The organism is Acetobacter pomorum (genome assembly GCF_002738225.1).
In the GTDB taxonomy this organism is placed as follows: Bacteria; Pseudomonadota; Alphaproteobacteria; order Acetobacterales; family Acetobacteraceae; genus Acetobacter; species Acetobacter pomorum.
Genome location: NZ_PEBQ01000127.1, coordinates 1 through 12,963, shown reverse-complemented (window position 1 = coordinate 12,963; position 12,963 = coordinate 1). Strand labels below are relative to the sequence as shown.

Annotated in this window: 13 protein-coding genes; 11 read left to right on the top strand and 2 right to left on the bottom strand. The window is 55.7% G+C overall.

What is annotated here, in order from left to right; all coding sequences use genetic code 11:
- Positions 1 to 29: 29 nt before the first annotated feature.
- Positions 30 to 653, bottom strand: a complete 624-nt coding sequence (locus tag CSR02_RS09000) for an alpha/beta fold hydrolase (protein ID WP_099541398.1) — start codon at positions 651 to 653, stop codon at positions 30 to 32.
- A 435-nt stretch (positions 654 to 1,088) separates the two neighbouring features.
- On the opposite strand from CSR02_RS09000, the gene CSR02_RS08995 reads away from it, so the two are divergent.
- The 10 genes from CSR02_RS08995 to CSR02_RS08950 all read left to right on the top strand — a co-directional run bounded on the left by CSR02_RS08995 (position 1,089) and on the right by CSR02_RS08950 (position 11,449).
- Positions 1,089 to 2,492 carry an aminotransferase-like domain-containing protein gene (locus CSR02_RS08995; protein WP_099541396.1) on the top strand — a complete coding sequence of 468 codons (1,404 nt, stop codon included), beginning with the start codon at positions 1,089 to 1,091 and terminating at the stop codon, positions 2,490 to 2,492.
- A 340-nt stretch (positions 2,493 to 2,832) separates the two neighbouring features.
- Positions 2,833 to 3,315 carry an MSMEG_0572/Sll0783 family nitrogen starvation response protein gene (locus tag CSR02_RS08990; RefSeq protein WP_045543339.1) on the top strand — a complete coding sequence of 161 codons (483 nt, stop codon included), beginning with the start codon at positions 2,833 to 2,835 and terminating at the stop codon, positions 3,313 to 3,315.
- A 24-nt stretch (positions 3,316 to 3,339) separates the two neighbouring features.
- Entirely contained in the window at positions 3,340 to 4,314 is a 975-nt protein-coding gene (locus tag CSR02_RS08985; protein WP_099541395.1) for a Nit6803 family nitrilase, read from the top strand.
- Positions 4,311 to 5,420: an MSMEG_0568 family radical SAM protein gene (locus tag CSR02_RS08980; RefSeq protein ID WP_099541393.1), complete on the top strand. Its 1,110-nt coding sequence runs from the start codon at positions 4,311 to 4,313 to the stop codon at positions 5,418 to 5,420. The genes CSR02_RS08985 and CSR02_RS08980 overlap by 4 nt, the downstream gene beginning before the upstream one ends.
- Positions 5,417 to 5,980 (top strand): MSMEG_0567/Sll0786 family nitrogen starvation N-acetyltransferase, encoded by a 564-nt coding sequence (locus CSR02_RS08975; protein WP_099541391.1) that lies wholly within the window; start codon positions 5,417 to 5,419, stop codon positions 5,978 to 5,980. The genes CSR02_RS08980 and CSR02_RS08975 overlap by 4 nt, the downstream gene beginning before the upstream one ends.
- The gene (locus tag CSR02_RS08970) at positions 5,977 to 6,948 is read left to right on the top strand and encodes a sll0787 family AIR synthase-like protein (protein WP_183172720.1); all 972 of its coding nucleotides are present in this window, start codon (positions 5,977 to 5,979) and stop codon (positions 6,946 to 6,948) included. The genes CSR02_RS08975 and CSR02_RS08970 overlap by 4 nt, the downstream gene beginning before the upstream one ends.
- A complete protein-coding gene (locus tag CSR02_RS08965) occupies positions 6,945 to 8,123 on the top strand; it encodes an MSMEG_0565 family glycosyltransferase (protein WP_099541388.1) in 1,179 nt (392 codons plus the stop codon). Before CSR02_RS08970 ends, CSR02_RS08965 begins: the two co-directional genes overlap by 4 nt.
- A complete protein-coding gene (locus tag CSR02_RS08960; protein ID WP_099541386.1) occupies positions 8,111 to 8,398 on the top strand; it encodes an MSMEG_0570 family nitrogen starvation response protein in 288 nt (95 codons plus the stop codon). Before CSR02_RS08965 ends, CSR02_RS08960 begins: the two co-directional genes overlap by 13 nt.
- Positions 8,399 to 8,414: 16 nt before the next feature.
- The gene (locus CSR02_RS08955) at positions 8,415 to 9,662 is read left to right on the top strand and encodes an MSMEG_0569 family flavin-dependent oxidoreductase (protein ID WP_099541385.1); all 1,248 of its coding nucleotides are present in this window, start codon (positions 8,415 to 8,417) and stop codon (positions 9,660 to 9,662) included.
- Between the two features lie 14 nt (positions 9,663 to 9,676).
- Positions 9,677 to 11,449 carry an AMP-binding protein gene (locus tag CSR02_RS08950; protein WP_099541383.1) on the top strand — a complete coding sequence of 591 codons (1,773 nt, stop codon included), beginning with the start codon at positions 9,677 to 9,679 and terminating at the stop codon, positions 11,447 to 11,449.
- A 40-nt stretch (positions 11,450 to 11,489) separates the two neighbouring features.
- Here the strand turns inward: CSR02_RS08950 and CSR02_RS08945 are convergent, their stop codons facing one another.
- A complete protein-coding gene (locus CSR02_RS08945) occupies positions 11,490 to 12,251 on the bottom strand; it encodes an SDR family NAD(P)-dependent oxidoreductase (RefSeq protein ID WP_099541381.1) in 762 nt (253 codons plus the stop codon).
- Between the two features lie 101 nt (positions 12,252 to 12,352).
- On the opposite strand from CSR02_RS08945, the gene CSR02_RS08940 reads away from it, so the two are divergent.
- Positions 12,353 to 12,934 carry a LysR family transcriptional regulator gene (locus tag CSR02_RS08940; RefSeq protein ID WP_244176900.1) on the top strand — a complete coding sequence of 194 codons (582 nt, stop codon included), beginning with the start codon at positions 12,353 to 12,355 and terminating at the stop codon, positions 12,932 to 12,934.
- Positions 12,935 to 12,963: the final 29 nt, after the last annotated feature.

The window sequence follows — 12,963 nt, the reverse complement described above, 5'->3', positions numbered from 1 at the left end:
CTTTTGTGCAAAACAGACTTTTTCATAATCTAACCCGATGTACAACCCTTCTGTGAGATTTCCGCGTCGACGACATCATTTTCAATGCCAAAATACCCATGAGGTGTTAAGGAGCCACAATTCTTTTTTGATTTTGTTATTCCACCAGAAACCATGAACACGCGCACTTCAGGGCTTGCGGTCATGGCGGAAGCAATCTGTTGCGCAGCTTGAGGCAGTGCGACATCGCATCGATCATCTTGGTTGGCCACAATAAGAACAGGTACTGTAACTTTTTGCGGGGTTGCACTAAAAACAGTTTCCTTGCTGCCTCCCATGACTGATACAGATTCACTGAGCACGACACCTGCAATAGTTCCTGAAGCTGCATGCGCGGCACCGTTTACGGCAGCGATTGCGCCTTGGCTGGTTCCAAAAAGAAACACAGGGACTGTTGCCTCTTCATGTGCAAAAGCAATGATACTTTGGATCAGTCCTGCATAGGTCGCGGAACTGCGTTTCCCTCTTAGATTAATATGATTGATTGTATCTGGAATAATGACTGCGTAACCTTGTCTGTTCCATAGCCGGCGTGTTCTGACAACAAAGTTATGATCGTGTCGGATTGCGCCATTTTTCCCAAGGCCAATATCACCAGAACCGCCAGGAAACATGATGATTGTTCCTCGGTGGGTTGCCGGGATGCAAAAGAGCACTCTTAAGTAACCACCTCCTTTAAAAGGTATGCTGTAAACCTGTTCATTTATATCAGAACGTATGGTGCTGACAGGGTGTGACTGCTCAGGACGAGCATAAGCTGTCGTGCAAGGTATTATTAAAAAAATAATTGATACTAAAAAGACATATAAATATTCAAGCATTGCTCAGCCACAACGGAATAAGTTTCTTCATTTTTCTTACTTGTTCTAAAACAGATTTGCCACAAGGCAATAAAGTCTGAACTTGCGTGTTGTGCACAATGCTATGAGTTAAATCGTAGTAATGTGGAGACAATTGTTCTCACAGATAAGCGGCTGCGCTATGCATTGCATGGATTGTATGGGATGTAGTGCAATACAATCTTGTCGAATATATGGAAGCCGCCACGCATGTCAGCCTATCCTTATCTGGCTCACTGGAAAGAAGAAATCAGTCAAAGCCCAAATGCCATTTACCTGACACTTGCTGATGCCTTGGCTCTTTCCATCCGGAGAGGTGATTTGCGGGAAGGGGATAAGCTTCCCCCGCAAAGAACGATTGCAGATTATCTTGGTACCAACCTGACAACTGTAACGCGTGCATTTACCGAGGCAAGGCGTCGTGGTCTCATTGATGCAACCGTAGGGCGGGGAACCTTTGTGCGCGTCGGTGCCGGTGAAAGCCATTGGCGCCATACCGGACCTGCGGTGGTTGATCTTACCATGAATCTGCCGCCTATTCCTCAGGATCCACCGCTCCAGCGTATTATTCAGAGTGATATCTCCGCTATCTTGAAGCAACAGGATTTGAATAGTCTCATGTCCTACAGGGTAACTGGGGGCACGATTGAGGAGCGTCAGCTTGGCGCAAAATGGATAGCACCTGTTATCGGTCATCGGCGCATAGAAGAAGTTCTGGTTTCTCCCGGTGCGCAAAGCGCATTAGCAGCAATCGTCAGCACGCATACCCAACCAGGAGACGTGATTGTAACGGACCGTATTGCCTACCCAGGGATCCGAACCATTGCAGCGCAATTTGATCTTATTCTGGTTGGTGTAGACAGTGATGCTGAAGGCATGATGCCAGATCAGCTAGACCGAGTGTGTTCGCAACATCATCCACGACTACTCTACTGTATTCCTACCATTCATAATCCGACTACAGCGACAATGTCACTGCAAAGGCGCAAGGATATTCTCGCAGTGGCGCAGCGTCATCATTTGCACATTGCCGAAGACGATCCTTACAGCCTGTTGATGGATGAGCCACTGCCAGCGTTGGCAGCTCTGGATCATAGTCGGGTCAGTTATATTGCTACGCTTGCCAAAACATTGAGCCCAGGCCTGCGCACAGCCTACGTCGCCTTGCCGAATGCAGATATGATCCGGCGTGTGACAGCTGCCATTCGGGCGATCGCTCTGACAAATGCAGGTTTATTGAGCGCGCTTACTGCGCGGTGGATGCAAACGGGACAAGCGGAAACGATTCTTCATGCCATCCGCAAAGAACTTCGTCTGCGGCAATCCATTGCGCGAAAGGTTCTAGGGGAAGGACACTGCATGAATCCGAACGGTCCACATGTCTGGCTGAAATTGCCTGACTGGTGGGGCAGTGCGGACTTTGTCGCTTATGCACGCCGACGTGGTCTTGCTCTGGTCCCCAGCACAGTTTTTACAATCAGCGGTGAGCCACCACAGCGCGCGCGTATCGCGCTTGGCAGCGCACCAGATGCAGCAAGTCTTGAAGAATCTTTAAATGGTGTGGTGTCCGTTCTTCAGCATAAGCGTTCTCCCGGTTTCGCCGATATTGTATGACATGGTTTTGGGTTTGGGACTCAACGGACTCATTTGAGTTCGTTGAGTCTCGCCTGAATGTCCGAAAAACAAAAAAGTGCATCATTCACGAATGCGTGATTAAAAAATGACGATAAAACAGATAGTTATGCGCGTCATTTGGAATTGTATGTCTTGAATATTATTTTTGTATGTTTCTGTATGTCTTTGTAAGACAATAAACTGTTAAACTTGTTTTATTTGTACTTATTTCTAAGTACATACAATATTTTGTCATTTGGTTATCCCGTGCCACGTTCACTTCGGCACAGCGGTCAGTTCCGGTTTCTGGCTGGAGATCGCATCACACGGGAGAGATATCATGCCAAAAGTCGAACATGCACCATATCAGGATGGTGATTGCTTCGTTAATTATGAAAACAAGGTTTTTGAAGACGTCAAAGCCAAACCAGGCGAAAAAGCACTTATTACTTTTCATACCGTCGCCAATGAAGGTTCGGTTGGGTTTGTAAATCTGCTTCAGGCCACACGTCTGATCCGCAAAGGCTTTGAAACATCCGTTCTGCTGTACGGACCAGGTGTTACTCTTGGCGTGCAGCGCGGTTTCCCACGTCTGGGTGATGAAGCCTTTCCTGGGCACATGAACTGCAACAAGCAGATTGCAAAAATTATTGAAGAGGGCGGCAAAGTCTATGCCTGCCGTTTCGCGCTTCAGGCGCTCTACGGATACGGTGAGCAGAACCTGATCCCAGGCATCACGCCGATCAATCCGCAAGACGTGCTCGACATTATCCTCCTTGCGCGTCGTGACAACGCTTTCATCCTCAATACCTGGACTCTCTAAAGGCCAAAGGAAGGACCGCAAGCCATGTCACGTATCGTTCGCGCTGCTGCCATCCAGATCAGTCCCGTCCTCGGCGATGACGGTTTGGGGACAGCCCGGAAAGTCTGTCAGGCCATCCGTGAAGCCGCCGAAAAAGGTGTGAAGCTGGCGGTCTTTCCTGAAACCTTCGTGCCCTATTACCCCTATTTCTCGTTCATCCAGCCAGCTTTCCGTTTCGGCGGCGAACATCTGGAACTTTATGAACGCGCCGTCATTATTCCTGGTCCGGTGACGGACATGGTGGCCGAAACCGCACGTGATACCGGCATGGTCGTCGTGCTGGGCGTGAATGAGCGGGATTTTGGCACACTCTATAACACGCAGATCGTCTTCGACGCGACAGGTGAGATCCTTCTCAAGCGTCGCAAGATCACCCCAACTTATCATGAGCGCATGGTCTGGGGGCAGGGTGACGGGTCAGGGCTCAAAGTGGTGGAAAGTGCCGCTGGCCGCATCGGGGCATTGGCCTGCTGGGAGCATTACAACCCCTTGGCGCGCTACGCGCTGATGACCCAGCATGAAGAAATCCACTGCGCCCAGTTTCCCGGTTCACTGGTGGGGCAGATCTTCGCCGATCAGATGGAAGTCACCATCCGTCATCACGCTCTGGAATCCGGCTGTTTCGTTGTGAATGCCACGGGTTGGCTGACGGAAGATCAGATCAAGGATATTGCGCAAGACCCTGCACTTGAAGGGCCGCTGCGAGGAGGCTGCTTTACCGCCATCGTCTCTCCCGAAGGTAAGCTTCTGGCCCCGCCTTTGACGGAAGGAGAGGGGATGGTGATTGCCGATCTTGATTTCGCTCTTATCACCAAGCGCAAACGGATGATGGACTCTGTAGGGCATTATGCACGGCCTGAACTGCTTAGTCTGCTTCAGGATCGGCGGCCTGCCCGTACCGTTCATTACGTTGGTGAAGCTGATCCGGTTTCCACATCTACAGATGAGGCTGCGTCATGACCATTCCGACGCTCGGTACACTTTCTGGTCGCAAGCTCGTTACCGATCTCCAGTCCTTCGGACTGCAGATCGGCGAGCAGACCGGCGGCATTGCCCGCAAGGGAGGCGCTGGTCCTTCGGATCACAAGACGATCACCACTGCGGGCCAGACCGTCATGGTTCCGGTCTATACGTCTGGCGCGCAGCATTCACCGTTTCAGGCCAGCCCGCCAGACCAGCACGGGACCAGCATGCTGCTACGCGATGGGCGGGCAGTAGGTACGATCCATTTCCCGGCTGCCCCGCGCTTTTACGGGCTGAGCACGGCAGACGGTATTCCCTACTGGAAGATCGCGCTACTGCATGGCCGTGACACGCTGGCGACCACGGTGCACCAGACCTGCATCCGCTATGCCGACCGGCGCACATCCTGCCAGTTTTGCGCCATTGGCCAATCGCTGGAGGCGGACCGGACGATCGCTTACAAGACACCGGCGCAGCTTGCCGAAGTTGCCAAAGCTGCTGTGGAACTGGACGGCGTGCGCGACATGGTGCTGACGACCGGCACGCCCAATGTGGTTGATCGGGGTGCTGCCGTGCTGGCGGAGTCAGCCCGTGCCATCAAGGCGGCGGTGGATCTGCCGCTTCAGGTTCAGTGCGAGCCGCCACGTGATCACGGCTGGTTCCAGCGTTTGCGGGAAGCCGGAGCCGATAGTCTGGGTATGCATCTCGAAGCCGCCACGCAGGCAGTGCGCGAGAAGATCATGCCCGGCAAGGCCACGGTCAGCGTCGATCGCTACATGGACGCTTTCGCCAGCGCCGTGCCGATCTTCGGTCGTGGGCAGGTCAATACCTACATTCTGGCCGGTCTTGGCGACAGCCCCGAGGACATTCTGGCTCTCGCCGAGCGTCTGATTGCGCTCGGGGTCTATCCCTTCGTGGTGCCGTTTGTGCCCATTTCCGGCACCCCGCTGGAAAATCATGTCCCGCCTTCAGCCGAGTTTATGAAATCCGTGCTGGCACCGCTTGGGCGGATGCTCCGGGAAGCGAACATGAAATCCACCGATATCCGGGCCGGGTGTGGACGTTGTGGCGCCTGTTCCTCGCTTTCGGCGTACGAACAATGAGCACGATCCTCGAAGGCATGGAAGACCGGCCGTTCATTCCGACGGAATATGTTGTGCGCCTTGCCCGCACGCCATGGGAGCGTGCCGGTTATCATGCGCTCCGCCGTGAAGTGTTCTGCAGTGAACAGCATGTTTTTGCAGAGGATGACCGCGACGCGATTGATGAGGTCGCCATTCCCATCATCGCCGCCTGCTGCATGGCGGGGATGCCGGACCGGATCGTGGGAGCAGTGCGCATTCATGAAGCAGAGCCCGGTGTGTGGCGCGGTTCCCGGTTGGCCGTGCATGCTGATCACCGCAAGCTGGGGCGGATCGGGGCGGAACTCATCCGCATGGCCGTCAGTACGGCACACGGCCTGGGGGCTACACGGTTTTTGGCCCAGGTGCAGGAACAGAATGTGCTGTTTTTCCGTCGCCTGCACTGGAAAAGTCTCGGCGTCATTACGCTGCATGGCCTGCCGCATCACGACATGGAGGCTGATCTGTCACGCTATCCGGCGCACGGTCTGGATCAGACCTGGCTGCTACGTCCGCAACCCCGGATACGACAGGTGGCATGATGGCACATGAGCTCACCACACTCCTGCGCACGCTTCGTATGGGGCGCTCTCTTGCGGCTAAGCAGGACATTGCAGAAGTTAGTGCGATTTTAGGGACAGGTGCCAAAGCTGTCCGTCTTGGCGATGACTGCGCCGCGATCCCGGATGGCGGTGGCTATCTCCTGCTGGCCAGCGAGGGCTTTCAGGACAGCTTTGTCCGCTCAATGCCGTGGTTTGCCGGGTATTGCGGCGCGATGGTCAATGTCAGCGACATCGCTGCGATGGGCGGCCGTCCCGTGGCGGTGGTGGATGCTTTGTGGAGCGATACGTCCGAGGCGGCCGCGTCCATCCTGACGGGTCTCCATGACGGTGCGAACACCTACGGTGTGCCGGTTGTTGGTGGACACACCAACATGCGCAGCACCCATAATTCGCTCTCAGTGGCAATCCTTGGTCGTGCCCGTCATCTGCTAACCAGCTTCGACGCCCAACCGGGCGAGGTGCTGATCGCAGCCATTGATCTGCGCGGTCGCTGGCACGATCCGCACCCGTTCTGGGATGCCAGTTCCGGGCTGTGCGGCACAGAGGGAGTGGCCCGGTTGCGTGGGGACATCGAACTTCTGCCCAGTATTGCCGAAGATGGCCTGAGTCGTGCTGCCAAGGACATCAGCATGGCCGGTCTGCTGGGGACCGCTCTCATGCTGGCCGAATGTTCAGGCATCGGCATGACCATTATGCTCGATGACATTCCACGGCCTGAGGATGCTCCGATGGAGCGCTGGCTGTCTGCATTCCCAAGCTACGGATACCTGCTGACAGCGCGTCCCGAAGATGCCCACGCGATCATGGCCCGGTTTCGTGGACGTGGCATTACTGCTTCTGTCATCGGGCGGTGTGAGAGCACGCAGCGGCTGGATGTCATATGGGCGGACGAGAAAGAAACCTTCTGGGATTTCACCCGGTCCTCACTCATGGGATTTGCGCCATGAGTCTGTCCATTGGCATTCTGACCCATTCGACCAATCCGCGTGGCGGCGTGGTGCACGGTATGGCGCTAGCGGAAACTCTGTGTGACGCGGGGCACGATGCAACGCTGATCGCACCGGACGTGACAGGATCCGGTTTCTTCCGCAGGCCCCGTTGCACGACCTGGTGTATTCCAGCCGCGTCTGTGCCTGATCTGCCGACAATGGTGGAACGTCGTATTGGCGAAATCAGAGACGCATTGCGCGGACAGCATTTTGACGTGCTGCATGCGCAGGACCCGATCAGCGCCAATGCGCTTGCCGATCTGGTACAGGAAGGGCGGATACCGGGCTTTGCCCGCACGGTCCACCATCTTGACCATTTCACGCACCCGGTCCTTGCCGCGCGGCAGGAACGGGGGATCAGGGCGGCGGCCGAACTGTTTACCGTCAGCACAATGTGGGAAGATGTCCTGCGCAACGACCATGGCCGCGAAGCTCCGGTCGTGGGCAACGGGGTTGATCCCGTGCGTTTTTCGCCCGTAGCAACCGCGTACGATGCCGCGTTGCGGGCGCGGTATCATCTGCCTGCCGATCAGCACCTGATCCTGTCCGTAGGCGGGCTTGAGCGGCGTAAGAACACACTGCAATTGCTCGACGCATTTCTGGCCCTTCGTCGCGAACAGCCTGATGTGCATCTGATTGTGGCAGGCGGGGCCTCGCTGCTGGATCATTCTGCCTACCGCACCCGATTCATGGCGCGTCTGCGCGAAAGCGGTGCGGCCGATCATGTCACCATCACCGGGCCAGTTGCGGATGAAGACATGCCTTCATTCTACCGGCAGGCGGACGTGTTGGCCTATCCATCCGTAACCGAGGGGTTCGGACTGTGCCCTCTGGAAGCCCTGGCTTGTGGAATTCCCGTGGTGGTGCCAGCCGCACCACCTTTCACGGAACATTTTTCGGCAACGGATGCGCTGTGGTGCCAACCGGCGCACCCCGACACCTTGTTCATGGCGTTGCGCGACGCCCTGCGCGTCGAAAGCCGTGACCATTTCCGGCTCAGCGGCCCCGCAACAGCCCGACGTTTCGACTGGGACAGCGTCGCCAGTCGGCATCTCCCCGCATATCGGCGTCTCGCGGCATTACAGCACGCTGACGTCCCGGCTCCAGGAGTTTTGTCACCATGCCCGAAATGACCTTTCGCGTGCGTTGGCCCGATGGAAACGAGACCGACTGTTACTCCCCATCGCTGGTCATAAGGGACCACTTCACACCCGGTCAGGATTATCCGGTCCGGGAGTTTCTTGAAAAGGCAAACACGGCTCTGACCCAGGCGAGCGAACGGGTTCGTGCCCGTTACGGCTTTCCGTGCAGTCGCGCCCTTGGCCAGCTGCACGTCATTCAGCAGAGCAGTGCGCCTTTCCTTAATCGACCCGATGCGCAGGTGCGCGTCCTGTCTTTCAGATACTGAGACGAAAAGAACGACCATGACACAGAACGAAAAAAGCATTCCTGTTATCATCGTGGGCGGCGGACAGGCTGGGCTCTCCCTGAGCTGGTATCTCTGTCGCGAAAAAGTGGATCATATCGTTTTTGAATCCAAGACCGCCTGTCACTCATGGGACGATGAGCGCTGGGACAACTTCTGCCTGGTCACACCGAATTGGCAATGTGAACTTCCCGGGCACCCATACAAGGGAAAAGATCCACACGGCTTCATGGTGAAGCAGGAAATTATTGAATACGTCAAAGGCTTTGTTAACTCGTTCAATCCCCCGCTGCGTGAACACACAGCCGTCACCTCCATCACACGTCATGAGGCCGGTGGCTATCGTGTGGTGGCGGGCGGTGAGACCTGGCACACAAAGCATGTGGTCATCGCCTCGGGAGCGTACCAGGATGCGGTGATCCCCGGATATGCGAGTGCTATCGATCCATCAATCTTTCAGGTTCACTCGCAGGATTACCGCAATGCGGCCCAGTTGCCTGAAGGGGCTGTTCTGGTCGTGGGCAGCGGTCAGTCCGGTGCACAGATCGTCGAGGACCTGTTCCTTGAAAAACGCAAGGTCCATCTGTGTGTCGGCTCCGCCCCGCGTGTCTCACGCTTTTACCGTGGCCGTGACGTTGTGGACTGGCTGGCGGATATGCACTTCTATGATCTGACGGTGGATAATCACCCCTTACGGGAAGGGGCGCGGGATAAGACCAACCATTATGTCACCGGCCGCAATGGGGGGCATGACCTTGATCTGCGTCTTTTTGCAAAAGAAGGGGTAGGATTGCATGGTACGCTTGAGACAATCCGTGATGAGGTTGCGCATTTTCTTCCAGATCTAAAGCAACATCTCGATGATGCGGACAAGACCAATGCAGACATCAAGAAATCCATTGATGCCTATATTGCTCGCGAAAACATCAACGCACCGACGGAAGCGCCTTACGTACCTGTCTGGCAGCCTGATGGAAGCAACACGCCGCTCGATCTGAAGGCGGCTGGAATCACATCGATCGTCTGGTGCATAGGCTTCCGTCCGAACTACCGCTGGATCGATGTGCCCGTCTTCAACGGCGCTAACAAGCCGGTCTGGCATCGGGGCGTGACGGATGCGCCGGGCTTTTATTTTCTTGGTCTGCCATGGCTGCATACATGGGGCTCCGGGCGGTTTTCCGGCATTTCCCGCGATGCCGCGTGGCTGGCCAGCCAGATCACCGGCAAAGACGTACCCGTAGCCTGATCGGAGTATGCGTCATGCTTCCATGGACAACCTATGAAGCGATGTATGAGGCGGCACTGAACCAGCCAGAGGAGTTCTGGCTCAGTGCGGCGCAGCGTATCACATGGAAGCAGGGGCCTGCGATGGCCTGCCGGGAGCGAACAGACGGTTGGCATGACTGGTTCCCTGACGGCACGCTCAATACCTGCCACAATGCCGTAGACCGGCATGTGGAGAATGGTCGCGGTGAGCAGGTAGCGTTGATCTGGCATTCTTGCGCCACCAAGGAACAGCAGGTCGTGACCTATCGCGAACTGCAGGACAGGGTGGCCGGATTTGCCGGCGGCCTACGCCTGCTCGGAGTGGAGAAAGGTGACCGCGTTCTGATTGCCATGCCGACCATGATCGAGACAGCCATAGCTATGTTGGCATGTGCGCGGATAGGGGCTGTGCATGTTGTGGTTTTTGCCGGTTATGCCGGACCGGAGTTGGCACGACGGATTGATGATGTGGCTCCGAAAGTCATTATCATCGCCAGTTGCAGCTTTCAGGGACAGACGCCTATTCCCTCTGCCCCTGCTCTGAATGATGCACTTGCTTTGGCAGCGTACCGGCCACAGGCCTGCGTGATTGTGCAACGCGCAGCATGTCGGACATCATTGATGCCATTGCGGGATCATGATTTTCATACGCTGGAACAGTCCATGCCTGTAGAGCCCGTCGTGCTACGCTCCGAAGATCCACTCTATATTCTTCACACATCTGGCACGACGGGGCACGCAAAAGGCATTGTGCGTGATAATGGCGGCCATGCTGTGGCTCTCGCCTTGTCCATGGACGTGATCTACGGCTGCGAACCCGGTGATACCTTCTTTACTACATCGGACCTTGGCTGGGTTGTTGGTCATTCCTATGGTGTTTATGCGCCGCTGATCAGCGGCTGTACCAGCGTCATCGTCGAAGGCGGTGCATCTGCTTCCGCCATTCGCACGCTCTGTCATGAGCATGGAGTGAAATGCCTGTTTACCACGCCCACTCAGATGCGTCTCATGCGACAGGAGAGCCGTCATCTGTCAGAGGTGATCCTGCCCGCTCTTGCCCGTGTTTTCGTAGCTGGAGAGTATGCGGATCCGACGTTGCTGGAGTGGGCTCGATCCTACTTTCGCACACCTGTGGTTAATCACTGGTGGCAAACGGAAACGGGATGGAGCATCACCGCGCATTTCTTCGGTCTACCCGAGCGTGAGCCAGTTTCTCTCATGAATGACATCGGGCGACCTGCGCCGGGATTTCGTCCGGCCATCGTGTCCTCCATACCCGGTGAGCAGTGCGGGGAGATCGTTCTTTCGCTGCCGTTACCGCCTGGGTGTCTCGCTGGAATATGGAAGAATGGGGCTATCCGTGTTCCGTCCGCTTATCTTGATGAAACGCGCAGGTATTACCGCACCTTCGATGAAGGCATGATTCAGGCCAACCGCGCAGTTCATATGCTCGGACGTTCCGATGATGTCATCAAGGTTGCAGGAAGGCGGATTTCCGGCGTGCAGATCGAAAAGATCATCGCCACCCATCCTGCCGTTCACGCGTGTGCCGTGGTCGCAATTCCAGATGAACTGAGAGGGCAGCGACCTATCGCTTATGTCGTCCTTGATTCCGAGGCGGAATGTATGCCTTCTTCCGAGGAAATCGTTGCGCGGATCAACGAAGTCCTCGGGCGTTGGGTTGGTCTGAAAGAAGTCCGCTTCGTCGGGCGATTGCCAACCACCGTATCCGGAAAAATTACGCGAAAACGCTTGCTGGTGTCCTAATGGTACCAACATGGCCTTCTGTGTAAGGGGCGACCAGATCTTAGATGGCCTGACCACCGGAGACTTCAATCCGTTGTGCATTCACCCAGCGATTGTCCTCGGAGAGCAGCGATGCGATCATGGGGCCGATATCGTCTGGCAGTCCTGGACGTCCAAGCGCGGTTACTTCCGCGATGTGGTGAGCAATCTCGGGGTTATCGCGTACCATACCTCCTGAGAAATCTGTCTGAATTGCACCTGGCGCTACTGTGTTAACAGCAATGCGGCGCGGTCCGAGTTCCTTGGCCATGTAATGCGTCATGACTTCCACGGCGCCTTTCATAGCAGCGTACGCAATCCAGCCAGGATAGGCAAAGCGTGTCAATCCAGATGAGATGTTCACGATCCGGCCACCGTTCGCGATCAGCGGCAAAAGTGTCTGCGTCAGGAAAAATGGACCCTTGGCATGTATGCGGTAGGCAGCATCGAAATCATCTTCTGTCACCTTGCCGAATAGCCCGCTATGGGACGTACCTGCCATGTTGACTAGATAATTGAAACGTTCGCTTCCCCATTCGCGCAGCACGCGCCGGACTTCGTCGGCAAAGGCAGGAAAGGCGTGCGTATCGCCAGTATCGAGTTGCAGAGCGACTGCACGGGCTCCGCTGTGCTGGACACTTTTGACCACTTCATCAGCTGCGAATTTGTTGGTGTGATAGGTAAAGAGAGATGAGACGCCGCGTTGGGCGAGAGCTTCAACGGTTGCGCGGCCCAGTCCACGGCTTCCGCCCGTGACAATGGCAATGGTGTGTGCTTCTGGCATGGATATCTCCATCTGTTGAGAAACCTATCTTGGCCATAACGTTGTCTGTTCGATAAGAGCACTCTTTCCGTCAGCATTGTTTTGCTCCATGAAACAATCCTATGGACAGGTTTGCGACACTTAATCTCTTTTTGCGCATTGTTGATCGTGGCAGTTTCACTGCCGCCGCTGCGGACTGCGGTATTTCGCGTCCGGTAGCGACTGCAGCGATCAAAACATTGGAACAAAGACTTGGCACGCGGTTGCTACATCGCTCAACACGTCATGTTCGACCTACCGAGGAAGGCGCTACCTACTATCGCCGGTGTGTGGCGATCCTGGCGGATCTTGAGGATGCAGATCGTGGCGCGAGTGGTGCTGTAGCAGGTCTATTGCGGGCCCATGTGATTGGGCGTCTAGCGCGGATGATCCTGCTACCAGCGCTTCCAGATTTTATGACAAGGCATCCGGCATTGACCGTTCATCTCGGTGAGGGCGAACGGTTTGTTGATCTGGTGCGCGAAGGGGTGGACTGCGTTGTACGGGCTGGAAGCCTGTCGGACAGCGACATGATCGTCCGGCCTCTCGGCGTGATGGAGGAGGTGACGCTCGCCAGCCCAACCTACCTGGCGCAGCACGGAATGCCTGCCTCTCCTGACGATCTCGACGCGGAAATCTCACAGAAGGGTTGTACATCGGGTTAGATTATGAAAAAGTCTGTTTTGCACAAAAG